29 protein-coding genes and 1 pseudogene are annotated in these 23869 nt (G+C 53.2%); 4 read left to right on the top strand and 26 right to left on the bottom strand.

The window, feature by feature from the left end:
- Positions 1–66 precede the first annotated feature (66 nt).
- The 14 genes from ACERJC_RS03280 to ACERJC_RS03215 form a co-directional block, all read right to left on the bottom strand.
- Entirely contained in the window at positions 67–282 is a 216-nt protein-coding gene (locus ACERJC_RS03280) for an ogr/Delta-like zinc finger family protein (protein WP_012016760.1), read from the bottom strand.
- Between the two features lie 67 nt (positions 283–349).
- Complete coding sequence (locus ACERJC_RS03275; RefSeq protein WP_373671020.1) at positions 350–1450, bottom strand: phage late control D family protein; 1101 nt, start codon at positions 1448–1450, stop codon at positions 350–352.
- Positions 1447–1932, bottom strand: a complete 486-nt coding sequence (locus tag ACERJC_RS03270) for a phage tail protein (protein WP_373671019.1) — start codon at positions 1930–1932, stop codon at positions 1447–1449. Before ACERJC_RS03270 ends, ACERJC_RS03275 begins: the two co-directional genes overlap by 4 nt.
- Positions 1929–4721, bottom strand: coding sequence for a phage tail tape measure protein (locus ACERJC_RS03265; protein WP_373671018.1), 2793 nt, complete (start codon positions 4719–4721; stop codon positions 1929–1931). The genes ACERJC_RS03270 and ACERJC_RS03265 overlap by 4 nt, the downstream gene beginning before the upstream one ends.
- Positions 4714–4833 (bottom strand): GpE family phage tail protein, encoded by a 120-nt coding sequence (locus ACERJC_RS03260; protein ID WP_194694065.1) that lies wholly within the window; start codon positions 4831–4833, stop codon positions 4714–4716. Before ACERJC_RS03260 ends, ACERJC_RS03265 begins: the two co-directional genes overlap by 8 nt.
- A 14-nt stretch (positions 4834–4847) precedes the next feature.
- Entirely contained in the window at positions 4848–5150 is a 303-nt protein-coding gene (locus tag ACERJC_RS03255; RefSeq protein ID WP_060773291.1) for a phage tail assembly protein, read from the bottom strand.
- A 54-nt stretch (positions 5151–5204) separates the two neighbouring features.
- Complete coding sequence (locus tag ACERJC_RS03250; RefSeq protein WP_288217423.1) at positions 5205–5720, bottom strand: phage major tail tube protein; 516 nt, start codon at positions 5718–5720, stop codon at positions 5205–5207.
- A gap of 9 nt (positions 5721–5729) precedes the next feature.
- Positions 5730–6902, bottom strand: coding sequence for a phage tail sheath protein (locus ACERJC_RS03245; RefSeq protein WP_373671017.1), 1173 nt, complete (start codon positions 6900–6902; stop codon positions 5730–5732).
- A gap of 133 nt (positions 6903–7035) precedes the next feature.
- Positions 7036–7632, bottom strand: a complete 597-nt coding sequence (locus ACERJC_RS03240; RefSeq protein ID WP_373671016.1) for a tail fiber assembly protein — start codon at positions 7630–7632, stop codon at positions 7036–7038.
- Entirely contained in the window at positions 7632–8927 is a 1296-nt protein-coding gene (locus ACERJC_RS03235; RefSeq protein WP_373671015.1) for a phage tail-collar fiber domain-containing protein, read from the bottom strand. Before ACERJC_RS03235 ends, ACERJC_RS03240 begins: the two co-directional genes overlap by 1 nt.
- Complete coding sequence (locus ACERJC_RS03230; protein WP_373671014.1) at positions 8924–9529, bottom strand: phage tail protein I; 606 nt, start codon at positions 9527–9529, stop codon at positions 8924–8926. The genes ACERJC_RS03235 and ACERJC_RS03230 overlap by 4 nt, the downstream gene beginning before the upstream one ends.
- A complete protein-coding gene (locus ACERJC_RS03225; RefSeq protein WP_373671013.1) occupies positions 9522–10430 on the bottom strand; it encodes a baseplate assembly protein in 909 nt (302 codons plus the stop codon). The genes ACERJC_RS03230 and ACERJC_RS03225 overlap by 8 nt, the downstream gene beginning before the upstream one ends.
- Positions 10417–10776: a GPW/gp25 family protein gene (locus ACERJC_RS03220; RefSeq protein ID WP_373671012.1), complete on the bottom strand. Its 360-nt coding sequence runs from the start codon at positions 10774–10776 to the stop codon at positions 10417–10419. Before ACERJC_RS03220 ends, ACERJC_RS03225 begins: the two co-directional genes overlap by 14 nt.
- Complete coding sequence (locus ACERJC_RS03215) at positions 10773–11351, bottom strand: phage baseplate assembly protein V (protein WP_373671011.1); 579 nt, start codon at positions 11349–11351, stop codon at positions 10773–10775. The genes ACERJC_RS03220 and ACERJC_RS03215 overlap by 4 nt, the downstream gene beginning before the upstream one ends.
- Before the next feature lie 168 nt (positions 11352–11519).
- Here ACERJC_RS03215 and ACERJC_RS03210 point away from each other — a divergent pair, with 168 nt between their 5' ends.
- Positions 11520–12614: a DUF4238 domain-containing protein gene (locus ACERJC_RS03210; protein WP_373671010.1), complete on the top strand. Its 1095-nt coding sequence runs from the start codon at positions 11520–11522 to the stop codon at positions 12612–12614.
- Between the two features lie 41 nt (positions 12615–12655).
- Here the strand turns inward: ACERJC_RS03210 and ACERJC_RS03205 are convergent, their stop codons facing one another.
- From ACERJC_RS03205 to ACERJC_RS03155, 11 genes are all read right to left on the bottom strand, one after another.
- The gene (locus ACERJC_RS03205; protein ID WP_373671009.1) at positions 12656–13099 is read right to left on the bottom strand and encodes a phage virion morphogenesis protein; all 444 of its coding nucleotides are present in this window, start codon (positions 13097–13099) and stop codon (positions 12656–12658) included.
- On the bottom strand, positions 13092–13523 hold the full coding sequence (locus ACERJC_RS03200) for a phage tail protein (protein ID WP_373671008.1): 432 nt from the start codon (positions 13521–13523) through the stop codon (positions 13092–13094). The genes ACERJC_RS03205 and ACERJC_RS03200 overlap by 8 nt, the downstream gene beginning before the upstream one ends.
- Positions 13486–13734 (bottom strand): Rz1-like lysis system protein LysC, encoded by a 249-nt coding sequence (lysC, locus tag ACERJC_RS03195; RefSeq protein WP_373671671.1) that lies wholly within the window; start codon positions 13732–13734, stop codon positions 13486–13488. Before lysC ends, ACERJC_RS03200 begins: the two co-directional genes overlap by 38 nt.
- Complete coding sequence (gene lysB / locus ACERJC_RS03190; protein WP_152402678.1) at positions 13619–14047, bottom strand: Rz-like lysis system protein LysB; 429 nt, start codon at positions 14045–14047, stop codon at positions 13619–13621. Before lysB ends, lysC begins: the two co-directional genes overlap by 116 nt.
- The gene (locus ACERJC_RS03185; protein WP_373671006.1) at positions 14044–14559 is read right to left on the bottom strand and encodes a lysozyme; all 516 of its coding nucleotides are present in this window, start codon (positions 14557–14559) and stop codon (positions 14044–14046) included. Before ACERJC_RS03185 ends, lysB begins: the two co-directional genes overlap by 4 nt.
- A complete protein-coding gene (locus tag ACERJC_RS03180; RefSeq protein ID WP_373671005.1) occupies positions 14540–14755 on the bottom strand; it encodes an HP1 family phage holin in 216 nt (71 codons plus the stop codon). Before ACERJC_RS03180 ends, ACERJC_RS03185 begins: the two co-directional genes overlap by 20 nt.
- Positions 14756–14758: 3 nt before the next feature.
- Positions 14759–14962, bottom strand: coding sequence for a tail protein X (locus tag ACERJC_RS03175; protein WP_110108669.1), 204 nt, complete (start codon positions 14960–14962; stop codon positions 14759–14761).
- On the bottom strand, positions 14962–15426 hold the full coding sequence (locus ACERJC_RS03170) for a head completion/stabilization protein (protein ID WP_373671004.1): 465 nt from the start codon (positions 15424–15426) through the stop codon (positions 14962–14964). Before ACERJC_RS03170 ends, ACERJC_RS03175 begins: the two co-directional genes overlap by 1 nt.
- A 93-nt stretch (positions 15427–15519) precedes the next feature.
- On the bottom strand, positions 15520–16170 hold the full coding sequence (gpM, locus tag ACERJC_RS03165; RefSeq protein WP_373671003.1) for a phage terminase small subunit: 651 nt from the start codon (positions 16168–16170) through the stop codon (positions 15520–15522).
- Positions 16171–16173: 3 nt separating this feature from the next.
- Positions 16174–17238 carry a phage major capsid protein, P2 family gene (locus ACERJC_RS03160; protein WP_373671002.1) on the bottom strand — a complete coding sequence of 355 codons (1065 nt, stop codon included), beginning with the start codon at positions 17236–17238 and terminating at the stop codon, positions 16174–16176.
- A gap of 16 nt (positions 17239–17254) precedes the next feature.
- Positions 17255–18088 (bottom strand): GPO family capsid scaffolding protein, encoded by an 834-nt coding sequence (locus tag ACERJC_RS03155; RefSeq protein WP_373671001.1) that lies wholly within the window; start codon positions 18086–18088, stop codon positions 17255–17257.
- Between the two features lie 140 nt (positions 18089–18228).
- On the opposite strand from ACERJC_RS03155, the pseudogene ACERJC_RS03150 reads away from it, so the two are divergent.
- From ACERJC_RS03150 to ACERJC_RS03140, 3 genes and pseudogenes are all read left to right on the top strand, one after another.
- A pseudogene (locus tag ACERJC_RS03150) lies at positions 18229–19994 on the top strand (terminase ATPase subunit family protein).
- Positions 19994–21037, top strand: a complete 1044-nt coding sequence (locus ACERJC_RS03145; RefSeq protein ID WP_373671000.1) for a phage portal protein — start codon at positions 19994–19996, stop codon at positions 21035–21037. Before ACERJC_RS03150 ends, ACERJC_RS03145 begins: the two are co-directional and overlap by 1 nt.
- 96 nt (positions 21038–21133) lie before the next feature.
- Positions 21134–21973 carry a hypothetical protein gene (locus ACERJC_RS03140; RefSeq protein ID WP_373670999.1) on the top strand — a complete coding sequence of 280 codons (840 nt, stop codon included), beginning with the start codon at positions 21134–21136 and terminating at the stop codon, positions 21971–21973.
- A 228-nt stretch (positions 21974–22201) separates the two neighbouring features.
- On the opposite strand, the gene ACERJC_RS03135 is transcribed toward ACERJC_RS03140, so the two are convergent.
- A complete protein-coding gene (locus ACERJC_RS03135) occupies positions 22202–23866 on the bottom strand; it encodes an HIRAN domain-containing protein (protein WP_373670998.1) in 1665 nt (554 codons plus the stop codon).
- Between the last annotated feature and the right edge of the window lie 3 nt (positions 23867–23869).

Genomic DNA, 23869 nt, shown 5'->3' with positions numbered 1-23869 from the left:
TGAAATCCGCCACTACGTAATCCAGTTCAGTACTGAGAACCCTATTACGCCAGCGGCGGGGCAATATCAGTAAGCTAATTGTTCCTGCATCCCTTTCGGATGAGGTGGTGCAGCGCTGATTTTTTGTGGACGGCACACTGAACGGACAAACGTTTCGTGCGTCACGAAGGTATGCCCGCATTCGATGTTAGTGCACTGGTTGTAGCGTTCTTTGGTTTCACTGGAAACCTGAAAGCTACTACGTGTATGCGCGGCCTGCCCGCACATTGGACAATTCATCATTTCGCACGGCCCTCACTCTTAACCAGTTCGCAATAATGATACACCATTGCTCTCAATTTGGAACTAATCATTCAATTTCGAACTCATCTATTCTCACCTCAAGTTCCAGACTGGTGGTAAAGCCGCTATCGGGGCTGACCGTATGCGTCAAGGTTGTAATGGTCCATTCAGCATCATCAATAGGCTGCTTAAAGCCGCTCACCTTTACGGGCATTTCGGTGTAGAGATCTGCCCGGCCCTCAGCGAGCTGCAGGGAAAATGATGCAACCCCGCGCTGCAGACGTTCCCACTGCATTTTTGCTGCACGCTCTGCATTGTTCCGGTTGGCATAGGTGCAATTAAGAACCAGCACGTTTTCATCCGTTCCCACCAGATAATCTCCCTGTTTTGCTTCCGACTCTTTAGGTGTGGTGGTTTTCTTTCGATGGCGCTTTACCTGTGTTGTTTCTTTCTTCTTTGGTTCACGGGTATGCAGCCAACTGGCAATAACACCCGTATACGCGCCACGATCAGCCAGGGTAAAACGATGACCGTCACCGGCCTTACGCTCAATGGTGATTACCGGCAGCGGCTTACCGCTCGCCGTCCTTCCCTGCCCCTGCCGGATAAACAACAGGTTTCCATCCTTCACGGAAGCAATCGCCCCATACTGGCGCGCCAGCTTCATCAGGAAACTGGCATCGCTTTCATTGGTCTGGTCCAGATGTTCCAGCGTCTTATCCGTCAGGTCTTTACCCAACGCCATTTTGAGGTTATGCCGTACTGCGATTTCCTTTACCACATCGCCAACGCTTGTCTGGTGCCATGACTTTTCGCGCCGTGTATTGAGGGTTTCACGGAAATCTGCGCTACGCGCCCGGATGGTCAGTCGGTCAGGTGCACCGCTGTGTTCAATTTCATCTACGGTAAAAGCCCCTTTAGGGAAAAGCGGCTGGCCCTTCCATCCCAGCGCCAACTGAATAACGGCACCACGTCGCGGCAGAACGATCTGCCCGTCGGCGTCGTCCAGCTCCAGATCAAGCTGGTCCGCTTCAAAACCCCGGTTATCGGTGAGCGTCAGACTCATCAGGCGCGCATCCAGCGCGGTTGTCACGTCCTTACCTTCAATGGTGATACTGAAAGCCGGGCTTTTGCTGTTAAGGTTCAGGAGATCAGAATTAAAATTCACTGCAGCAACCCTCCAGCCGTGTTTTTAATTCCCCCAATCGCAGAGGCTGCAGAATCCTGCAGGTTGCTGAGCTGGTCACTCAGGTTCCCGAACATGTCAGACAGCGACTCATCAACCCGCTTGAGGGTAATCGTAAACTCAATGCGCCTGGGCATTCCGCTTTCAAAAAATTCCGTTTTTGTCTGATTCAGGCTCTCGATCACAAACATACCGTAAATGGTTCCACTGCCTTCAATCAGAGGCCAGGCTTTGCCCTGCTCTGCCATCAACTCCAGCGCCAGTAATGACAGCCTGCCCCCGGTGACCTCCGGCAGCAGTACGCCAGATAATGTCAGCGAGTCATTATCCGGGCCAAGAAACTGCGTTGATGGTCGCCGGTTCACCCGGCTGTTGGTTGCGTGTCGCCAGCTGCGCTGATACTGCAGCTCCTGATACGGCACGGTACGCAACATGAAGACATATAACCCCAGCACCATCATCATGATTCATATCCCCCTTGATCACTGAAATTACTGCGTGCTTTAGCCCTGGCTTTGCGCTCGCGCTCATCAAGCTGCCGCGCCACTTCGCGCGCAATATCCTGCGCACTCTGCCCCGGCTGGGCAGTGATATAAATGGGCGCGTTTATCTCATAGCGGATAACTGAGGGTTGGATATCTGTCTTAGCGGACTGCGTCTGGTATGCCCGCGCCGGGAGGCTGAACGGATGAAGCGGTGACGCCTCTGCCGATGTTGCAGCAACCCCCATGACTCCGGCAACAATGGAAGCCAGTGCTGCAGTACGCCGCCGGCTGGTTACATTTGCCGGACCGTTCACAATCTCCGGACCATTCTCGCCCACTATGCCAAACTGCCCACGCGGAATAACGCCGCCGCTGTCGTACATGCCAGCATAAGAAACAGCAGCAGCGCCACCCGTTATCTGTATCTGTGTTTTACCCGACGTGTTATTACCGGTCATCCAGTCAGGCAGATAATCGGTAACAGAGGAAATCTTGCTTTTGAGCGCCTCCCATCTGGCGTTAATCCCGTCCAGAATACTGTCAATGATTGCGCTCCCCATCGCCTGGAATTTTGCCGGGAGCGCCGCAACATCAGCCAGAATCGCATTCCATTTATCACTGATGGTCTGTCTGATACTGGCCCATGCGTCAGACACTCCGGCCCTGATGGCGTCCCAGTTTTTGGCAATCAACCCTGGCAGGGTGTAGTTGAAAAACAGAAATTTGATGCCTTCCCAGGCATTACTGACAGCCTGTTTAATCCATTCCCACGCAGCAGTCGTGGCAACGCAAACTGCATCCCACATAGCTTTGAACTTCGGTCCCAGCGTGTCCCAGTTCTGCCAGATATAGACTGCCCCCATCGCAATCAGGCCAATCACAGCCAGTATGGGGTTTGCGAACATCAGGCGGCCCAGCCACATAATCCCCTTACCAACACTGCCGATGGCCTTGCTGATCAGACCAAAGGCACTTCCTCCTTTGATACCCAGGACAGAGAACTGCAGGCGCATCAATGCAAGAGGGCCAAGCACCACTGACACTGCCAGCATCATTGTCCCCAGCACCGCTGCAACAGATGCAATGCCCGCAACAACTTTCAGCAACCCACCTGCCAGCTTCGGGTTTTCCTCAACCCAGCGGCGAAATATTCCCGTGACCTGCTTTACCGTTCCCATGATCGCCATCAGAGGCTCACGCAGCGTTTCGCCCAGACTACTGAAAGCGTTTTGCGCGCCCGTCTTAACCAGCAGCCACTGAGCAGACAATGAATCTTTGTTGATGTCCGATTCTTTCTGCATTGAGCCGTTTGCGTTACTGCCGGATGTGAGTTTCAGCTGGCGCTGCAGCTCCGGCAGGTTGTTAGCCAGTTTTGCTGCATCATCGCCAAACTCTTTACCAAAAATCATCGTCATCGCTGACAGGCGTTTATCCTGCGGCAGATTGTTGACCTTCTCCAGAACGCGCTGAATAGTGCCCATGGCATCGGTGGTCATCTGCTTTTCAATCTCTGCCGGATTAAGTTTCAGCAGATCCATGCCCTCAAAGAAGCGCTTACTCTGCATTGTCGCAATGGACAGTTCACGCACCATAGCATTAGAGGCACTCGCAGCTATTTCCGGTGCGGCACCAAGTGACAGGAATGTGGAACCAAGTGCTGCCGCTTTTCGATAGTCCAGGCGATCAGCCACGCCGCCCATACGCTGCAGCACGTCGATGATATCCCCGCCCTTTGACATGGCGTTATCGTCCAGGTAGTTCAGTGCATCGCCCAGTTGTTCAATATTGCGGGTTGGCACTTTATACAGCTGCGCAATTTTCCCCAGCCCTTCCGCCAGTTCATCGGCGGGCAGCTCAAAGGCCGTTGCGGCTTTTGCCGCTGTGGAGGCAAAGGCCAGCAGGTCACGTTTCTGGTCCTCGTAAGGATCGTCCTGGTTGGTCACGCCCATACGTGCGCCGCCCTCAACCAGCGCGGCATAATCAATGGCACCGTTTTCCATCGGCAACTCTTCGCTGGCAGCCTTAATGGCATCCTGCATGTCATAATATTGTCTGGTACGGTTGCCGCTATCATCACGCAGACCATTCATCTGCTTTGCCACACCTTTCATGGCATCTTCAATGCTTGAATAGCTTTTAACTGCAGCCACCACAGGCGCCCCCATTGCCACCCCGGCGGCGGTAGTGCTCGCTCCTGCCCCGGCAATGCGATCCCGTACTTCCAGACTTCTGGAATATTGATCACGGGCAGCATTCATTCTGGCCTGCTGTTCACCCAGATGTTTCAGGGATTTCTGCTGACGGTCCAGCGCCTGTCTTGTTTCATCGGCATTCTGTCGCAGTTCCCGCTGCGCACTGCTGAGTTTCTTTGTATCCAGCCCGGCTTCATTCAGCGCCAGACGCTGACGCTGTACTGACTGGCGAAGCCCGTTATATTTACTCTGCAGCTCAGTGACACGGCTTTTTGCCTGCTCAAGCAGTCTCGTCTGTGCCGCCGTCGGGCGATTAGTGGCGGAAAACTGCGTGGCGAGTTTTGCCGCTTCTTCACGTGCGGCTTTCAGGCTGTTGCCCGTGACAGCCAGTTGCGTACTGGCTTTGCGGAAACCGTCAATCTTACCCGCCTGCGTATCTAATTCTTTCAGCCGGGTACGGCTTTGCTGGATAGCGGCAGCCAGCTCTTTTGAGCTGGTCTGCGCGGCCCGGAATGGACGGGTGATTTTATCAACCGCATTCAGAATCACCTGCAGACGCAGGTTATTGTCACTCATCGCTGGCCCCGCTTCTCTGAATCGCTTTGTACCGCCACTCCAGCACATCAGTCAGCGGCATAACGTCAGTGATGGACGGCGACCAGTGAAAAATGGTGGCAATGTCTGCCACCAGATCATCAACCGTCAGGCTGTCGGTAAACCGGCAAGCACCGACTTCTTCAACAAAAAAGTCACCACCTCTACCGACAACGCGGTGAGATCGGCGGGGTCCAGTTCTGCCATTTCCTGCGCGGTCAGTGTCGGGGTGGAAATACGCGGGATAACGGTCATCATCGCGCCCACATCCATATCCATGATTGCCTGCAGGCGTGTCCCGCGCAGTGCGCCGGACTGCGGTTTGCGCAGCACAATTTCGGTGATTTCAGTTTTACCGCGCTTGATCGGGGTATCCAGTTGCACGGTCCTTTCAGTCAGCTTGTCGCTCATGTTCGTTTCCTGCTAATGAAATACTGGCGCGGATGCCCGCGCCGTTAAGGTTAATCAGAGGCCGAGGGCGTTACGGTGTGCTTCCATCAGGTCCACGCCATCAACGATTTCAACCATGTTGACCAGATCGACCTCATAGAGCACCTCACCGTTAATGGTTAACTTCGCGTAGCTGTTGGTGCTGCTGACTTTGGTGGAGCTACTTTCTCCGGTTTTCCACTCGCCGGAATCCACTTCTTTATGACGCCCGCGCACAACCAGCTCAACGGCCTGCACTTCGCCTGTATCGTCACGCTGAATGGAGCCGGTGAAACGCAGCTGGATTCCGTCAACGGTTGCCTTGCCCATCTGCTTGAATAACAGCAGTTCGGTGCCGCCGATTGAAAATTCCGTGTCCAGTGCGCCGTCATCCAGCCCCATGTCCACGTCCACCGCGCCCGGCATACCGCCGCCGCGATACTTCTCAAACTTGCGGGTAAATTTCGGCAGGGTCAGAGACTCAACAATCCCCTGCCAGTTGTTCCCGTCGTTGAACAGGTTCAGGTGTTTTAACTTACGTGGTAAAGCCATGATTTCCCCTTATGCAGCTACGCGGCTGGCGAAATCCACCAGATAGCGATCGGTGATGCGCTGGCGCAGCATCAGGTTTTCAAGCGGTGGCACCGGCGTGTAGTCGTAGTCGATGGTGAGTTTTCCGGCTTTCAGGGAGTCTTTATCGTTCACGGACTCATCCAGCCAGCAGTCAGCCCCGATGAGATACCCCTGATTCACCAGGCTGCGCAGTTTGGCGCGGATACCTTCGATGATGTCGCGAGCCAGTGACGGGTTAAGTGGTTTATCCACTGCCCACATGTGCCCCTCTGCGATGGTGTCAGCCAGCACCTGCGCCGTGCGGGTGTAGTTTTCAAAAGCAAACAGCGGATCGTCACTGAGGCAACGGGAACCCCAGAAGCGAAAGCCGTCTTTGCGGATAAGCGTGGTGACGTCGTTCTGGTTCAGCAGTCCTGCATCGGTTGCAGGGTCCTGCAGATCCCAGAACACATCTGCGGAAATGCCGGTGACGCCGTTCACGCCCACGTTGGACAGGGTTTTGTGCCATCCAGTCTGCTCGTCAATTTTGGCGCGCAGGCCGAGCGCACGGGCGGAGGCGTAAGCCGTCGCATCCGCACTCAGTACAGTGTCAAAATTGATGAAATCAGGCCAGATCAGCATCCCCTCTCGCTGGCTGAAATTTTCCCGGTAGGCGATAGCTTCTTCCACCGTTTTGCAGCCGTAAGCGGACAGGTAGGCAAATCCACGCAGACTCTGTGCCACGCTCAGCAGTTCCGTAGCAACCGCCTGCGTGTCATGCCCTGGCACACCGAGAATGCGCGGCTTGACCTCGAGCTGCGCCTGCGCCGAAAGCAGTGCTTTCATACCTGTTTTTTTACCGTCAGCACTCACGCCGCCGATAATGTTTGAGGTGGTTTCCGCTTCGGTTTCGCCCTGTGCCACCCGCACAACTACGGCCACGGGGTTTGCCTGGTCTGCGATCGCATCCAGTGAACGCGCCAGCGTGCCGGACTCGCCAGCTTTACCGCTGGCGGTCAGCACATCGGTCAGCAGGACCGGTTTATTAAGTGGAAATGTTGCGGGATCGGCATCGTCGCCGGTACAAACAAGACCGACAACTGCCGTGCTTACTGTTCTGATAGGGCGTGTGCCGTCGTTAACCTCAACGACGCGCACGCCGTGGTGGTAGTCCTGAGCCATAAGGCAGTCTCTCCGGTTTACAGGGTGTCTGCCTATGTTCTGGGTGATATGCACGCGGCGCACGCACCGGGCTATGTGTGGTGAATGGCACAATGGAAGGGGTAAAAAAATCCCCGCAGGTGCGGGGACGGGATTAATCTTTGGGAGGTTCAGGCCAGTCAATATCTGGGGCTAACGCGGTATCCACGCGCGTCAGCAATACGCGGTATTTTCGCCAGGCATCATAGCGGCTCTTTTCTTCGTTGGTTGCCATATCCAGCTCGACTGCATCCTGCAGCGGCTCTATTTTCTCAGCGGCACTTTTGATAAGTGCTGCTTTTGTTGCTGTCGCTTCAGCAATGTCTGCCGCAGCTTTCTCCACTTCATCTGTTACCCAGCGTTCTCCGTTCCATTTATCATACGGTGTCGATGGCGGGTAGATAGTGGTATCAGCAGGATAATCGCCCGGCACGGTAATTTGCTGTTCTGCCCCGGTTTTGACATTCCAGACAGTTTCGCCGCGATGATCTGGCAGATATTCCCATCCGGTCAGTTGAGTGTTTCGGCAAACAACATGACCGCTTTTTGCTGCCAGTGGTTCGTCTGTGCAGGCATTTGCTGGAATACCGACACCCACCGGAAGATACTCGGTTGACTGAGACAAAAACTCCCGCGTTAAGCCGTCATAGTTAAAAACAACAATGTCCCCCGCCACGACAGCAAACCCATTTTCTAACACTGCACTTTGCATTATGCGGCCCTCACGATGTAGTTAAATGCAATGTTTCTCGGACGTGCTTCAATCCCTCCTGATGCCCTAGAGTGAAGCCCGGCAGATGCCTGAAGCCAACCGCCAGCAGGGCGCTCTTTATAACCATCGTTCACCGTACAGTACTTTTTAGCGAATGCGGACATAGTTCCGTTTTCTCCACCTGCACCTCCACCACCGTATGAATAATCTTCATCATGGGCATGTGTTTTATTATCACTATCCTGCCATGAATTAAGAGTTCGCCCAGAGTCCACGCCACGCCCGTCATCCCAGCCACGGATAAATTCTCCGCGCAAATCTGGTACTTTGAGTGCGGGGTAAGCCAGGGCAAGTTTTGGATACTGCGCTGCCGTAAAGGATGCACCATTGCATTTAAGCCAACCAGCGGGTGCTGCCGCAATAGGCCACGGAACAGGAACACCAACCGGCAGAGCGGAACCTGCCCCCAGACCAAGATTATTCAGAAACGCGGAAATGTCGGCGATATCAGCACCATTTGCTGATTTATCCATTTTCCCGGCAAGCGCATTGGTCATGGTGGTCGCGAAGTTGGGATCATTTCCTAATGCCTTAGCCAGCTCATTCAGTGTATCCAGTACGCCCGGTGATGAATCCACAAGCGCCGCTATCGCAATCTGCACAAAAGCGGTGGTTGCAAGCTGCGTGGAATTATTGCCTGCAGCCGCCGTCGGCGCTTTTGGCGTGCCGGTGAATGTCGGGCTGGCTTTCGGCGCATACTGCGTATGGGGATCGTTAGCGGCGATATGCTTAGCCATCAGGTCATCCACATACACTTTTAGCTCCAGCACCTTGTCATCCACATACTTGCGAGTTGCCAGCACTACTGCAGGGTCAATTTTCAGGGTGATATTATCGGTGCTGCTGGTAATCAGCACCATGCGCACGGTCTGCGTGCGCCCGCTCCCCTCCGCGAGCTGCGGCTTGTAGCTCTCCGGGCAGTTTCCCACGGCAATCAGTGCGCCAGTCTCATCAAACAGACCTACCTCACGAATCCACCAACCGCCTTCCGTTTCGGGGATCACCTGCTCAGCAATAATCTGGCTACTGTTTTGCGGATCGATATACAGCATATTCAGCGCTGCGCGTCGTTTTTCAGCAACTAACGCGGTCTGCTGCGCGCTTGGTGTGGGTAATACGCCACCACCGTCGCCAACTGCCATATGGGTAATTTTCAGCGGTACACCGAGCGCGGCGGCGCTTGCCAGTTTCGCCGCCCCGATATCCGTCAGCAGGGTGTAAAATGTTGCGCTCATGGATTCACTCTCATTGTATCAATAACATGGACCGCCCCGCCCTCATAAGCGGCGCCGCCGGAAATAATGGTTTCGTTGATATACGGGTAGATCGTGATTTCTTCGCCGGTGTAAGTGGCAGCCCCCATAAAATACGGCCCACTGGTCTGCAGGTTGATGGACATGCCGATCAGGTGACGGCTGCACGGTTTGGCATCACCGATCAGCCGCTCAAGTTCCAGATAGGTTTCTTCCGTGATGCCCTGGTCCTGTACACCAATGTCCAGGCGGAATGTCCCCGGCGTCTCGCCGGTCTGCCACCACTCAATGATGCGGATCAAGAAGCCGAACGGCTCCACCACGCGCCGCACTGCGCTGGTTGTCCCCTTATGCTGATGGATATAGAAAGCATCCTGCACCACACGGCGCTTTACGCTCTCTGTCCAGCTTTCATCCCAGCGGTCAACGGAAAACGCCCACGCCAGATACGGCAGAAACCTGACCGGACACGTTGCCGGGTTCCACAGGTCGCGCAGCGATACCTGCAGATCGGAAATACCGCTGCAGGTCTGCGCCAGTCGGCGTTCAAGCTGCGATGAACCTGGCGGCAGCAGACTATTCATCCGTGCCCCCGTTGGTTACGCTCCATTCCGTACATGACGCCGCCTGCGTCTTATCCAGCACAACGTCTTCCAGCGGTGATGCCAACTCCACACGCTGAACGCCCTCGACATGCAGCGCAGCATAAATCGCGCTGCGACGGATATCACGGCCCAGCCGCGTCTGACTGGCGATATACTTCTGCAGGCTGGCTTTTGCCGCCGCCATCACCGGCTCAGCTTCCGGCCCCGGATAAAGAAAGATCGTCGCATCCACGCTGTACGGAATAATTTCGGCGCTGCGCACTGTCAGTCGATCTGCCACGGGACGCACGCTCTCGCTGTTAAGCGCCTGCTCCACCACCGCCAGCAGATCAGCCCCAGCCGAACCGTCACCCTCACGGCTCAGAACGGTAAGCACCACCTCCGCCGGTGCCGGGCTGGTTGCGCTGGCATCCGCCACGCGCCCGTCCGCGCTTCTGGCGTGAAATTCATAGGCTCCCGTCGGGCCAGCAACCGACAGCCCCTCAAATGCAGCAGGTATGCGCTGTCGCAGCGCCTCATCGTCCTCCATTACTGCTGCGACCGGCGGTACCGCCTCGTTATCAGCAGGCACTACCGTCAGGCGTTTCACGTTGCAGTTTGCTGCCAACTGCTCAAGATCATTTCCCATCGAATAGGCCACCATCACCGCCTGCGCAGCCTCGTTGATACGCTGGTGCAGCAGGATTTCGCGGTAGGTGCTTTCCTGCAGCAGCTTGGTGACGGGTTCAGATTCCAGCGCCAGCGTGCGCCGTACCGCGTCCTGCTCATCAGCCGGATAAAGGGCCACAAAAGCGGCCTTGCGCTCAGCCAGCAGCGACTCAAAATCCGGCACATCCACTATCTGCGGCGCGGGCAGTTGGGAAAGGTCAATTACTGCCATTGTCTGCTCCTGTAGATACCGAAAGGAAAATCGGCGCGCCGTTGTTGCGCTGCCCGGTAAGCTCAACCACCATGGAGCCGTCAAAATTGCTGCTGATGATGATGGAATCCAGCGTAAGCCGTGGCTCCCAGCGATTCAGGGCCACATAGACCGCAGACATGACCTGCAGGCGCAGCGCCGGGTTCTGCGGCTGGTCAATCAGGGCAGACAGCAGGGAACCGTACTCCCTGCGGGCAATCCGGCTGCCCTGCGGTGTCAGCAGAATATCCCGCACTGACTGGCGCAGATGGTCAGTGTCTGTAATGCTCTGCCCGTCTTTCTGGTTCATGCCGATGTACAGCGTCATACCGGACCTCCAGTATTTGCACCACCCTTCGCAACACCGGTATGCTCATGGTCATCCACCACGATCCCGTTGGAACTCATCGCGCCGCCGCCCTGTGTAACGCCACCATTGATCACCACCTCGCTGTTAATGCGCGTGGTGTCAGCCTCCACCACAAACTCACCGGTTTTGAGGGTGATATTGTCCGCCGCCTCGATCACCATGGATTTGATACCTTTGACGTGCCAGCGTCCGGTGGCGGGTTCGTATTCAAACCAGCCACCGTCGTCATACGCCGTCACGTTGCCGTCCTCTGAATCTGACGGGGGCGGAAACTGGTTTGAGTAGACGGCAGGCAGGGCAAAGGCAGTTTCCAGATTGCCGCCCAGGCTGAACAGTACAACCTGCTCACCCACAGACGGCTTCCACCAAGTACGTGATTTCCCGGCACGGCAAGCCAGCCAGTTAATCCAGTTGGTTTCAAGGTCGCCCGTTTTCACCCGGCACAGCCAGTTAACCCGGTCCACTTCCGTGACAGTTCCGGTGCGGATCAGGTTGGTGATAAGGCGCATGATTTCTGTGAGTTGTGCATTCATGAGACAATTTTTACACTAAAAATCTGTATAAAAGAGTTTTACGAACTGTGTGATTAGTGATACAAATTTATGTAATGTCGACGACTATCAGTGCCACCCCTACTTAGTTTTTTCGGAATGAGATTTACATTTTAGTTAAGTCGTTTGCTCACAAAAAAAGGAAGAAACATGTCCAACGGAAGCTTTCAATTATATCAACACTATTTACCTGCAACGTATATTAGACAATTTAAGTCAAATGATTTCAAAGGAAAAAATACCGTTTCAGGCTTTGTTAAAATAGATGCATCAAAAGATCAAGTTAGAAAGAGAATTGTCCCCCTCAACGCCACCAATATATGCGGAGAACAACTAAGACATACTGTTGAAATTGATGGTCAAAAAGATAACATGATCGAAGATTGTTTCAACGGACTAGAGAAAACCTATCCTGATTTCGTCAAAATAATTTCAGAATTTCATTATTTAAAGGCCCGCCTTTATAGCTACAGAGGGTTGCATTACTTTGTTAAAAAGAACAATCCATTTAAAACCATCAAAAAACAAAAACATGAAACCATTACTTCATTTACACGTATTTATGAAATAGATGCTTATGATCTTAGAAATTTAGTTTTCTTCATCTCAAGATTTTTATGCTATAGATTGGAAAGCATGGATTCATTTTATGAGTCTCGCCAAAAACCAAAATTAAAAGAAGGCTCAAAACTAATAAAGGAGATACTTAGGGAAAACACATCTAATTTCTCAAGCATGGGAAGCATTATTTCAAGAAATGATTGGCGAACGATTCTCTTACTCTTTAAGGATAGCAGTAAGTTTTTATCGGAGTCCTCGGCAGAGAAAAAAAAGGAAATCATCAATGTATATAAGAAAGTTCATAGATATTTAGCCTTTCCTTTTTTGTCCTTAGGAAGCGAATCAAGCATCAAAGTATACATACATAAAGCATTGAATGATGACTCAATCATATCATGTGATAATCCTTTCTTATTTTTAAATAATGATAAAATATTCAGTAGTGGTTGTATTTTTACTATTTCTCCTCGCTTCGCTTTAATATTCACAAACCAACCATTGCATATTAGTTACAAGGATAAAAACGACGCGCCAGAAACGCCATTTTTTAACATTTCGGATATGATTAGCACTGGCAACGTAGCAAATGCCAAAAAATATATATTTTCCAATGAAAATAACAAACTTGATGCATTCACAAAGCACTTAACCCCTCAATTTAAGGCGCCTGTAAAAAAGGAATAAATCCTTAGCATACATAGTAAAAAAAAATACATAGTCTAGACTCAACTTAGCCATTTAATTAATAGATGACTAACAGCGGTTTCTAATTCTGAATTAAATCCTAAGAGCCGCCGTTTCATGTAGTGTATTTTTGGCCCATTGTGGCTTACCCGATCTCGCAAACCATAATGATGCACTCGCGCAATGCGCTGCACCTTGCTATCAAACTGCACGCTGGCTGAGTCCGCGCTGGCTGCAGTTTTCAGGTACTTCGCGGTGCGCAGCTTCGAAAACATCTGCCGCTTGATGCGCCCCTTTTTAGTCCTGATGGTGACTTTACGTGGCTCGTATTCGCTGCCGTCAGGATTACGCTGCAGCCGGATGTTCTCCTGCTGATTGCGGCGCATTTCCTGAGCCAGTTCACGCATCATACGCTGACGTGCAGCAGGCTCCAGATTCGCCAGCAGTGCCGTCAGCCAATCATCCACCCTCTGCAGCTCATCCACGTTTCACCGTCCACATTTCTTCGGGTTCGTCCGGCTCCGGCACCGCTTCAACGCTCGACACATTACCGTCAGTGCTGACCAGTACACGCTCTGTCAGTTGCAGGTTCATGCTGATATCGCACACATCGTTGCGCAGGATATCCACTTCAAAAGTGAACAGTTTTTCGCGCAGATCCGGGTTGTTGATGGCGTCCGGCTGGCTGGTACTGAGCCACAGCAGGACTGGAGCCATCAGCAGATTCTGATCGCCGCTGAAATCCTCGATCACCACGTTCAGGGTGTAGCGGTATTCCCATGACATAGAGCTGGATCCGGTTGCCACCAGTGAGCCGTTATCAACGAAAAGGTGCAGCTTGTCCGGGTTATCGCGGACATAGGCAACCGCTTTATTCAGGGCGCTGCGTAAGGACTGCGGTTTGTTCACTGTCTCGCTCCTGACACGCAATAATCGTGTCCACTTTGTCAGCACAGACCGCCCAGGCGGCCTCGGTTTCATCCAGCACCGCATTCAGATCGCCGTTACTGCGCGGCGCTGACCTTTCCAGGCGGCACTGCGTCACTCTGGGACAGCCACTTACGGTAAGCTGCACCTCCTGTGAGGGCCGGACGTTCGCGCAGCCTGATAATGTCAGCAGGCAAAAGAGTGTCAGCCCAGCGGCGTAAATCCTCGTTTTCACGTTTTAGCTCCTCGATCCGGCGCTGGCGGCTGCGCAGCAGTGCAGTGGTCTGTTCCGCTGCCGCATAAAGCCGCGTCTGCGCCCGGCTGTTGGTTTCGGTCAGTATGGACAGGCCGATGAGCTGACTATTTTTCTTCGTCAGTTCCTGCGTTTTGCTTTTCAGCGCCGCGCCCTGCGTCTCAATGGTGTGAGTGGCATTGTTAAGTCGCCACGACTGCCAGGCCAGCGCCGCAAGAACCAGCGCCAGCCCTACCACCAGTGCGCGCGTCACGCTCCAGTTCCTTTCAGACACCAGGCCAGTTCCCTCGCGCGGCGGTTCTCCAGACCTTTATTTTTCACACCGTTAACGTAAATCCAGCGCGGTAGCTGGTTGCATGCCTGCCACCACTGCTGGCGATTGATATATGACACCATGGTTGACCTGCAGATCGCGCCGGTCCCCACATTGAAACCAATACTCACCAACGCATCGTAGACATGCTGCGGGGGCTTAACCGCCAGGCAGGCATCCAGCCTTTTTTCAGTCAGTAGTACATTGTTTATTAACCCCTGCGCCGCCTGCCGTTCCGTGATGGTTTTGCCAGGCGTCACGCCGGACGTGTTGCCGATCCCGTCGGTCCAGACACCCGCACTGCACTGATACGGCTGCAGACGACATCCCTCGTAATCGGCAATCAGTTTCAGCCCTTCAACGGAGGTTTTGAGCGACTGGAAACCGGGCAGCGTGGCGGCGATAGCCAGCACCGCCCCGACAAGGCAGCGCTTAACGATTGAAGGATTCATATTCCCCCCGTGAAATTTTGCCATCGCGCAGCAACCTGAAAGACTGGTGTTTGTAGTACCAGTTGATAGCCAGCATCAGCACACCAATCAGCACGCCGCCAACCGTTGATGAATCCTTGAGCGACAGATCGCCCAGCCATGCCAGCAGCACGGCGATGCAGTAAGTGATAAAGGCGCTGATTCGTTCAAGCGTCATAATTCAGTCCCATAGCTGGACGGTCTGCGCCGTGGTTGACGCCGTAATGTCCGGCAGTTCCACCTGCAGCCCGTGCGGTAAAAATGGGCCGTACTCTGCCAGCCCCGGATTTGCCTGCAGAACCTGCTCAGTGCCCCCCTGCGTGCGCCCGTAATGACGCCAGCACAGGGCATCCACCGTGTCATACTGATGCGCACGCACTTTCATCAGATAAGCTCCACCGTACAGTGCGGCGCATCCTGCACCCGGCTGATGGCCCAGCGGGCATCACGCCACAGATCACCGCTGGCCTCCGCCAGCTCCTCCCCCCGTTTCACACCTGACGCCGTGGCGTCATAGTCCTGATAACGCTCATTGAGTACAGCGCGCGCCCAGCAAAAAACAGCGTTGTGGTAGTGCCGAATACGCTCGCTTTTACCATCCAGCATGTCCGCCGGAACCTCAGCGAGTGTCTGCCAGCCCAGCAGTTGTTGGCGGTTGCGGAAGTCGTACAGCTCAGCGTTAACCTCTGAAATAGCCGTCAGCACAACCTGCTTTAAACGCGGCTGCGTCACCGTGCCGTCAGTTCGCATCACACTGCGAAATTCCGACAGGTCCACATCAGGCCAGAACGGCGTGTTTTTGATGACCTCCGCCAGTTCCGGTGCCTGTTCGGGCGCAACAAACTTCATGCGGCTTTCTCCTGAATAAGTGGGCGGTGGACGGGGTTTTGATGTGGCAGTGCCTTTCGCCACCCCGTGCCGCCCGTGCGCGGGGCACGTTCTTTAGCGGCGGTCATTACGCAGTCTGCGCTCCAGCTGCTGCTTTTCTTTTTTCACACCGCAGTGTGGATCGAGCTGCAGCGCATGGGTAAGGTGATTAAGGGCAGAAGCCGGTTTGCTTTCGGTCAGTACCGCGCCGATGGCTTTGTGCAGACGCGCCCGCGACTGGTCCGGCATATCCAGATCGGTTGTCAGGTCCAGGGTCTGCAAAAGTAGATCGGCATCAAAACCGGCAGTGGCTAGCAAAGCTCTTTGCGCCGCGTCTGCCATTTCTTCTGCCAGCACGGTCTGCACATTACGGTTGCCCAGCGGCATCACCCAGCCATGGCGCAGCGCATGACGCCCGATTTCCAGCGCACCGGCATAATCACCGGCGTCAATACGCCACAACATCACGTACATCAGCACGTCATCCTGCTGCGCACCTCCGGCAGCCAGCACGCCCTCCGCCCAGGCGGAATATTTCGGCAGCAGCTCCACCTTGATTTCCGCCTTTTTCACAGTGGACTGGACACCCTTGAGGCGGCGGCGGTCTTCTGCCAGCTGCAGCAGCATCAGGTCATAGCCCGACGCATGGCGAACACTGCCGCCCTCACGGGCGGCCTGTTCAGCCTGAATGCGCAGGCGGTGCTGCCGTGCGGGACTCAGGCTCATGCGTTATTCCCCAGCTTCCGGTGCGGCAGGCGCGCTGAAATCACCGATTTCGATGTTTTCTACCAGCGCCGCACAGCGGTAGTCCTCGACCACATACGCCTCGTTGACGGATTCAAAGTTTTCAATCCGGTCACGTTTCGGGTTGTCGATAACAGAACGGCGGCGGGTGTCTTCCTGCCAGTAGATGGACAGGTTATCCAGACGGGTGATCAGCAAGGCATTTGCCGGGAAGAAAGGCGCGCGCACAGCCTGCAGGCCGCCCATGCGTTTCTGGCTGATAATCAGATCGGCGGCGATTTTCTCGCTGTTGTCCTGGTCTTTGTTAACCAGCGGGAAATACTTGTCAGACAGCAGTTCACGACCACAGACAACAACCAGCTCGTCATCATCCTGATACTCCACATCGATCAGCTCGTTGACGGTATCCATCACCACCGCGTCAAGATTTAGATACTTACCACCCGGACCTACTTTTACCGGTTCCGCAGTAGTGGTGCCGTCTTCTGCAGTTTTGCTGCCCATGACGTGATCCGGCGCGTCTTCGCGGATTTTCTGCAGCCAGCCCTTATTTACATCCTGTAGCAGCGGGTTTTCAGCACGACTGGAGGTTTTGGCACGCTTCACGCCGTTAAAGCCGATCATGATGCGGTCCAGCGCCTGACGCTTGACGATGGCGTTGCGGATACGCACCTGGAAGTCCTGGAATTTTGCCCACAGGTCCAGTTTTGCGTAGGTCAGCACCGTATCAAAGTTGGTCTGCTCGCATTTGTATTCCACGTCTTCCATCAGCGTCGGATCGGTAGGCTCGCGCTCTTTGGTGGTGGTATCGGTGGTTCCGGCAATGGTGCTGCCAACGCCCAGCCCCAGCAACTGCCCGGACTGCTCAGTGACTGGCGTGATATTAATCAGCGTCAGGAAAGCGGCGGACTGCTGGATCTGGTCTTCCAGCGTCTGCTGCACGGACGGCTCCACGGTGAACTTGCTGGAGAGTTCTTCAATCTCCACACCGTTCAGGCGCGCCAGTTGCTGCAGGTAAGCGTTAAAGGCAAAGCGGGTTTTCTTTTTCATCGGGTTATATGCTCCATCAGCAATTGGTCAGGGTGCCTGCCGGTGCGTCACCGCCCGGCGCGCGCTGGCGGTAATCCTTGCGGCTGTCTTCGCTGCTAAGCTTTTGCTCAAGCTCGGCAAAGGCGGTCTGCTGCTCCTGCAGGGAGGACTCCAATTCAGAAAGGCGCTGGTTCTGATCGGACAGGGATTTGTCAGTGCGCTCGCTCAGGTTCTGCTGCTCAGTAGCGACCAGCTCCACGGCTTTATGCACATCAGAGAAGCGCGCATCGTCGGTCTGTTCTTTTTTGGTGAACAGCGCGGTGACGCGGGCAAAGAGGGACGGCTTTTCGTCCTGGGCTTCTTCCAGTTCGATCAGCGTTTCAACTGCTTCCGAAAACAGGTTTTCAGGGTTCTGCTTACGGTTCGCCAGCGGGTTGTGTGCGGCGCTGGCGCTGAATGCCAGCATTTCAGTACCCAGACTCGCCGGATCGTCCGTCGCACCCAGCCCCACAAGGTAGGCTTTGCCGGTGTCGGCAAACTTCGTGCTGACCTCCATGGAGGTGAAAAGCTTCTGGCCCTTTTTCACCAGTTCCACCAGTGCGTCCGTGGGTTCGACATCAGCATAAAGCGCCATCTTGCCCGCAAGCGGCCCATCCTGGATTTCTTCTGCAACCAGCCCCGTCACCCTGCCATAGCGGTTAAAGGTGCTGTCCGGCAGATAAGACTTGATGTGCTCAAGGTTAATCAGCGCGGTATAGACCATCGGGTTGTAGCTGGCAGCCATCTGTTCCAGCCATTCACGCTGGATCTCGCGTCCGTCAGTGGTGGCACCTTCCACCCCGATACGAAAACGCTTTGCTTTCACTGTCATGAGCCGTGCTCCGTTAGAAAACTTACTGGAGCCTTATGGTTGCGGTGATGGGGGGCGTGAGACAACGCGCTGTATTTGTACGATAAACCACACAAACCGCAGCCGGGGAAAGCAGCCTGTCAAGGCCGTAGGCTTGTGTCATGAACACGACACTGACCCCCGCAGACCTCGATCCCCGTCGGCAGGCCATGCTGCTGTACTTTCAGGGATATCGCGTAGCCCGCATTGCTGAAATGCTGGGCGAAAAAGTTGCAACCGTTCACAGCTGGAAAAAACGCGACAAGTGGGGCGACTATGGGCCGCTGGATCAGATGCAGCTCACCACCGCCGCCGTTACTGCCAGCTCATCATGAAGGAGCAGAAAGAAGGGAAAGACTTCAAGGAAATTGACCTGCTGGCGCGCCAGTCAGAGCGCCACGCCCGGATCGGCAAATTTAACGATGGCGGGAACGAAGCTGATTTAAACCCGAAAGTAGCCAACCGTAACAAAGGCCCGCGCAAACAGCCGGAAAAGAATCTGTTTACCGACGAACAAATCGAAAAGCTGCAGGAGATTTTCCACCATTCGATGTTTGCCTACCAGCGCCACTGGTGGGAAGCAGGCAATCGCCACCGTATCCGCAATTTGCTCAAGTCGCGCCAGATCGGGGCGACCTTCTTTTTTGCCCGCGAAGCGCTGATTGATGCCATCACCACCGGGCGCAACCAGATTTTCCTTTCTGCCAGTAAGGCACAGGCGCACGTCTTTAAGCAATACATCATCGACTTTGCCAAAGAGGTGGATGTTGAGCTGAAAGGCGACCCTATGACGCTCAGCAACGGGGCGTGCCTGTACTTCCTCGGTACCAACGCCCGCACGGCGCAGAGCTACCACGGCAACCTGTACCTTGATGAGTATTTCTGGATACAGAAATTCCAGGAACTGCGCAAGGTTGCCTCCGGTATGGCCATTCACAAGAAATGGCGACAAACCTACTTCTCCACGCCGTCCAGCCTGACCCACAGTGCCTATCCGTTCTGGTCCGGCGCGTTGTTTAACCGGGGGCGTGCCAAAGCGGACAAGGTGGATATTGACCTGACCCACAGCAACCTTGCACGCGGCCTGCTCTGCCCTGACGGACAGTACCGTCAGATCGTCACCGTGGAAGATGCGGTGCGCGGCGGCTGTAACCTTTTCGACCTCAACCAGTTGCGCATGGAGTACAGCCCGGACGAATTCCAGAACCTGCTGATGTGCGATTTTATTGACGATCTGGCGTCAGTGTTCCCGCTCAGTGAGCTGCAGGCGTGCATGGTGGACAGCTGGGAAGTCTGGGCAGATTTTCAGGCGCTGGCGCTGCGCCCGTTTGGTTGGCGCGAAGTCTGGATCGGCTACGACCCGGCGAAAGGTACACAGAACGGCGACAGCGCGGGCTGTGTAGTCATGGCTCCGCCAACGGTGCCGGGCGGCAAGTTCCGCATTCTTGAGCGGCACCAGTGGCGCGGGATGGACTTCCGCGCGCAGGCGGACGCTATCAAAAAACTGACGCAGCAATACAACGTGACCTATATCGGCATTGACTCGACCGGCGTCGGGCACGGTGTTTATGAGAACGTGAAAGCGTTCTTTCCTGCCGTGCGTGAGTTTGTCTACAACCCCAACGTCAAAAACGCCCTGGTGCTCAAGGCATACGACATTATCAGCCACCGGCGTCTGGAGTTTGACGCAGGACACACCGACATTGCGCAATCCTTTATGGCTATCCGCCGCGCTACTACCGCCAGCGGCAACCGTCCGACCTATGAAGCCAGCCGCAGCGAAGAAGCCAGCCACGCAGATTTGGCATGGGCAACGATGCACGCACTGTTTAACGAACCGCTGCAGGGCGAATCCGCCAATACCAGTAATATTGTGGAGATTTTTTAATGAGTGAACAAAACGAGGCCGCCAACTTGGGCACAATTGAACCTGAAAAACTGCCGAATAAAGCGGCGACGGCAGAAGCATTCAGTTTTGGCGATCCGATCCCCGTACTGGACCGACGCGAGTTGCTGGATTACGTGGAGTGCGTGCAGATGGACCGCTGGTATGAGCCGCCAGTAAGTTTTGACGGTCTGGCACGGACCTACCGCGCCGCCGTGCATCACAGCTCACCGATTGCCGTGAAACGCAACATTCTGACCAGCACCTTTATCCCGCACCCGCTACTCAGTCAGCAGGCATTCAGCCGCTTTGTGCAGGACTATCTGGTGTTTGGCAACGCCTATCTGGAGAAGCGCACCAACCGGCTCGGCGGCATTTTATCGCTGGAGCCGTCGCTCGCGAAATACACCCGCCGCGGCGTGGATCTGGATACGTACTGGTTTGTGCAGTACGGCATGACCACGCAGCCGTATGAGTTCACCAAAGGCAGCATTTTTCATCTGATGGAGCCGGATTTAAACCAGGAGATTTACGGCCTGCCGGAATACCTGTCCGCCATCCCTTCTGCACTGTTGAATGAGTCCGCTACGCTGTTCCGCCGGAAGTACTACATCAACGGCAGCCACGCGGGTTTCATCATGTACATGACCGACGCCGCGCAGAACCAGGAAGATGTGAACAACATCCGCCAGGCCATGAAAAGCGCCAAAGGGCCGGGCAACTTCCGTAACCTGTTTATGTACTCGCCGAACGGTAAGAAGGACGGTATTCAAATCATTCCGTTGTCTGAGGTCGCGGCAAAAGATGAATTTCTGAACATCAAGAACGTCAGTCGCGATGACATGATGGCAGCACACCGTGTCCCGCCGCAGATGATGGGGATTATGCCGAGCAATGTTGGGGGGTTTGGTGATGTGGAGAAGGCTAGCCGCGTATTCGTGATAAATGAACTCATCCCACTACAGAAACGCTTAAAAGAAATAAATGACTGGTTAGGAGATAACGTAGTACGTTTCACAAAGTATGCACTAGACGTGAACAACTGACCATTAAAGTTGAGATGGAGATCTTTTCTCATATGTTGCTTATTACATATTTTACGCAAATAATGTCCAAAAATGGAAATTCAAGGATAGTTAGTTTTGTCGAAAATATCTGAAAGATGGAAATATGCCTCAATTCAAGAGGGATTTTGCCTAATTTGCGGTAGCCATGGCAAGTTGAGTCAGGATCATGTTCCTCCCAAATGTGTTATCCCGCCTGCCTTAGTTGAGCAACGGCTCATTACAGAGTTTAGAAATGCTGACATTAAAGGTGTAAAAGCAAATCATGGGAGTGTGTTCAAAACTATTTGCGCACATTGCAATAATTTATTAGGTGCACACGACTCTGAGATTAAAAAGGTCGTCAGCAATCTGGATGCTCGCATTAAAGAATATTTACAATATCCTGTTTCGATTTACAACTCAGTTTCATCGGATGTTAATGCTGTATCCTACTTGAGAGGCATGGTTGGTCATGTGCTGTCTGCGGCCCCAAACAAATCATGCAGTGAACCAAGAGGTGATGCGCCATTCTTCAAACATCTGAGCGATTTTGTTTTGGGCAAGAACAACAATATTTGTGATACACATACATTCCACTACTGGTTTTATCCTAATCGGATGAACATCACCGGAGCGCTGTTTAGCCTTTTGAATACAACAAGCTCTAGCAAAGAAAGGATGAGTGTTGCTGCTTGTATATACTTTTATCCGATTGCACTGTTGTTCACCGAACCAAATAGTATATTTAATGAAATAGCTCCATTTTCGCGGATATTATCCCCAACGGATAGTCGATTGCAAATTGATCTTTCCCCTCAACATGCAAACTTTTCAGCTTTCCCTTTCTTTAGCTTAAGGGACACTGTGTTGGCAATGGATAACTCCTACGTCACAGTCAGCCATGCTCCTATTGCACGTAACTACTCCCCTTCTTAAGTAAATGCCCTCAGTGTCTTTCTGAGGGCCATAACTGAACATTCTGATATCTACATTGGTTAGCAAAAGACCACTGAGCGCGCGCTCGTATCCCCGCCACGCCTGCCCGCTTTATGTAGCGGTTTTCATGCACCTGCATGACATAGACAAAAGCCCGCCAAAACTGGCGGGCTTTACCAAAAACGATCTTTAAACGATCATGCGGATTCATGCAGCATGAATATGCACCTACTGGCATTCAACGAGTAGATAGACCAAAGGCCTCGCTTGAGTGCCATTTTTTTTGGCTACAAAGGCATTGAGCTTTTTAGCCTTAGCACTGGCTTTTACAACTTTGCAATGGACTTTGTTTACATACCCCAATCGTCCTGCAGCATGCATAACCGCAACAGCATCGTTATCATGCGGGTTATCCGGCTCTGCAACAAACTCTACAGGGTCACCAACTTGAACCAACGAGAGGTCCAAGCCTTCCTGATAACGAGTGCCAGCAACCTCTAACAGTAATTCACAACTGCGCTCAAAAACCGAAGAATCGTTAATCAGGCAGAATCCATCAGCTGGAGACTTGGCACCTGTATAGCCAAGTAAGGCAAAATCAGAACCAGGAAAATCAGTAGGTAAGAGATGTTGAGCCAGATACTCAGCAAAATCCTTACGTTTCCTTGGCGGCAATCGACGTAAAAACGGCTCAAGCACATTATTAGTGTGAACTTGCGACTTGAATTGAAACGCCGGATGCCCTTTAAAACCTCTTTCGATAGCCGCATTGAAGTCAGCAGTCTCGAAGTTGTACGTGAAGGTGTATTGATCACCCTCATTTCGATCAATATACCCTACGACATAACGAGAACCACCACCTGCAGGTTGCCATGTAAGCCACAACCGCAATGGCTCGACAATGTGATTGATAGTTCGCATGTTAGTTATTAGTTTTAACCTCATATGTCGGCGTCTTAACAGCCTAATCACCCACTCGACTCTCGCTGAAGAAAGTGCCCCATCTCCTGCATCTATGTCCGTGAGCTCGCGTATTTTGCCGCAAAGATCATCTATGTTAAAGCTTAGTCGTTCATTAATTAGTGGCAACATTGCCGGTTCATGAGCTAACTCATGAATTGATTGCAGATGCCCAAGCCTAACCTTAGTGTCCGTTCTTGTACATCTGAGATGGTGGCTCCCTTTCTGGATGTAATTATCAAGAGCTTTATCATCCCATGCTGCAACCTTATCAGGAAATCTCTCATGTCCTAAGCTGGTTCCGTTGTCGAAATAAGGTGAAAGCTTGCCAGTTGAGACTACCTTTCCGGCTAAATCACGCAGTGTTTTACCATCAGCACCTCTATGGATTGTGAACACAAACCCCCAATTTTCTTGGTGCCGATCACTATTTCCAATGAGAGAATCCAGCAAAAACATATCGCAGAGCCAGCGGTTCCAATCCGTATGAATCACCCCATGGATGCTCAGCGTCCTGCAAATCACCCTTAAATCTTCAACATTATGGTGTCTCCCTGATTCGTCATCGAACTCCTTGTTCAATACATGAAAAATATCGGATGCATGGATAAAATGTTCATAATCTTTATCGTAGAACCACTCAAGAAGCGCACCATACTCTTTTGAGCCTGACTCATTTACCCTTACAGCAGGGATGGCTCTTGGAATTTCTACGCCCATAGCACAGCCGACTATGTAAGCAATGGTTTCCATCCAAAATTGGTCGGGGTATGCCTCCCTAGACAGTTTAAAGAGATATGGCCAATTTGGTTTGACCCCTTCAATATCCTGCCATGGAGACCAGAGCATTTTTTTGTCCCTTGCGCCTATAGGGAAGATACCGTGTTCATCATCCCTGCGCCAATCGCTTACATCAATCAGCTGCATAGCCATTTC

The organism is Citrobacter telavivensis, from assembly GCF_041807075.1.
In the GTDB taxonomy this organism is placed as follows: domain Bacteria; phylum Pseudomonadota; class Gammaproteobacteria; order Enterobacterales; family Enterobacteriaceae; genus Citrobacter_A; species Citrobacter_A telavivensis.
This window is presented reverse-complemented; position numbering and strand designations above follow the sequence as displayed.

Excerpts from the sequence above, each read along its gene's own strand:
- ACERJC_RS03175 (WP_110108669.1), bottom strand. The coding sequence starts at position 14,962 with ATGAAAGTGCGTGCGCATCAGTATGACACGGTGGATGCCCTGTGCTGG.
- gpM (WP_373671003.1), bottom strand. The coding sequence starts at position 16,170 with ATGAGCCTGAGTCCCGCACGGCAGCACCGCCTGCGCATTCAGGCTGAA.
- ACERJC_RS03170 (WP_373671004.1), bottom strand. The coding sequence starts at position 15,426 with ATGAAGTTTGTTGCGCCCGAACAGGCACCGGAACTGGCGGAGGTCATC.
- ACERJC_RS03220 (WP_373671012.1), bottom strand. The coding sequence starts at position 10,776 with ATGACGCTGTACATCGGCATGAACCAGAAAGACGGGCAGAGCATTACA.
- ACERJC_RS03210 (WP_373671010.1), top strand. The coding sequence starts at position 11,520 with ATGTCCAACGGAAGCTTTCAATTATATCAACACTATTTACCTGCAACG.
- ACERJC_RS03180 (WP_373671005.1), bottom strand. The coding sequence starts at position 14,755 with ATGACGCTTGAACGAATCAGCGCCTTTATCACTTACTGCATCGCCGTG.
- ACERJC_RS03250 (WP_288217423.1), bottom strand. The coding sequence starts at position 5,720 with ATGGCTTTACCACGTAAGTTAAAACACCTGAACCTGTTCAACGACGGG.
- ACERJC_RS03135 (WP_373670998.1), bottom strand. The coding sequence starts at position 23,866 with ATGGCTATGCAGCTGATTGATGTAAGCGATTGGCGCAGGGATGATGAA.
- ACERJC_RS03255 (WP_060773291.1), bottom strand. The coding sequence starts at position 5,150 with ATGAGCGACAAGCTGACTGAAAGGACCGTGCAACTGGATACCCCGATC.
- ACERJC_RS03185 (WP_373671006.1), bottom strand. The coding sequence starts at position 14,559 with ATGAATCCTTCAATCGTTAAGCGCTGCCTTGTCGGGGCGGTGCTGGCT.
- ACERJC_RS03215 (WP_373671011.1), bottom strand. The coding sequence starts at position 11,351 with ATGAATGCACAACTCACAGAAATCATGCGCCTTATCACCAACCTGATC.
- ACERJC_RS03280 (WP_012016760.1), bottom strand. The coding sequence starts at position 282 with ATGATGAATTGTCCAATGTGCGGGCAGGCCGCGCATACACGTAGTAGC.
- ACERJC_RS03225 (WP_373671013.1), bottom strand. The coding sequence starts at position 10,430 with ATGGCAGTAATTGACCTTTCCCAACTGCCCGCGCCGCAGATAGTGGAT.
- ACERJC_RS03235 (WP_373671015.1), bottom strand. The coding sequence starts at position 8,927 with ATGAGCGCAACATTTTACACCCTGCTGACGGATATCGGGGCGGCGAAA.
- ACERJC_RS03245 (WP_373671017.1), bottom strand. The coding sequence starts at position 6,902 with ATGGCTCAGGACTACCACCACGGCGTGCGCGTCGTTGAGGTTAACGAC.
- ACERJC_RS03265 (WP_373671018.1), bottom strand. The coding sequence starts at position 4,721 with ATGAGTGACAATAACCTGCGTCTGCAGGTGATTCTGAATGCGGTTGAT.
- ACERJC_RS03230 (WP_373671014.1), bottom strand. The coding sequence starts at position 9,529 with ATGAATAGTCTGCTGCCGCCAGGTTCATCGCAGCTTGAACGCCGACTG.
- ACERJC_RS03160 (WP_373671002.1), bottom strand. The coding sequence starts at position 17,238 with ATGAAAAAGAAAACCCGCTTTGCCTTTAACGCTTACCTGCAGCAACTG.
- ACERJC_RS03270 (WP_373671019.1), bottom strand. The coding sequence starts at position 1,932 with ATGATGATGGTGCTGGGGTTATATGTCTTCATGTTGCGTACCGTGCCG.
- ACERJC_RS03155 (WP_373671001.1), bottom strand. The coding sequence starts at position 18,088 with ATGACAGTGAAAGCAAAGCGTTTTCGTATCGGGGTGGAAGGTGCCACC.
- ACERJC_RS03145 (WP_373671000.1), top strand. The coding sequence starts at position 19,994 with ATGAGTGAACAAAACGAGGCCGCCAACTTGGGCACAATTGAACCTGAA.
- ACERJC_RS03240 (WP_373671016.1), bottom strand. The coding sequence starts at position 7,632 with ATGCAAAGTGCAGTGTTAGAAAATGGGTTTGCTGTCGTGGCGGGGGAC.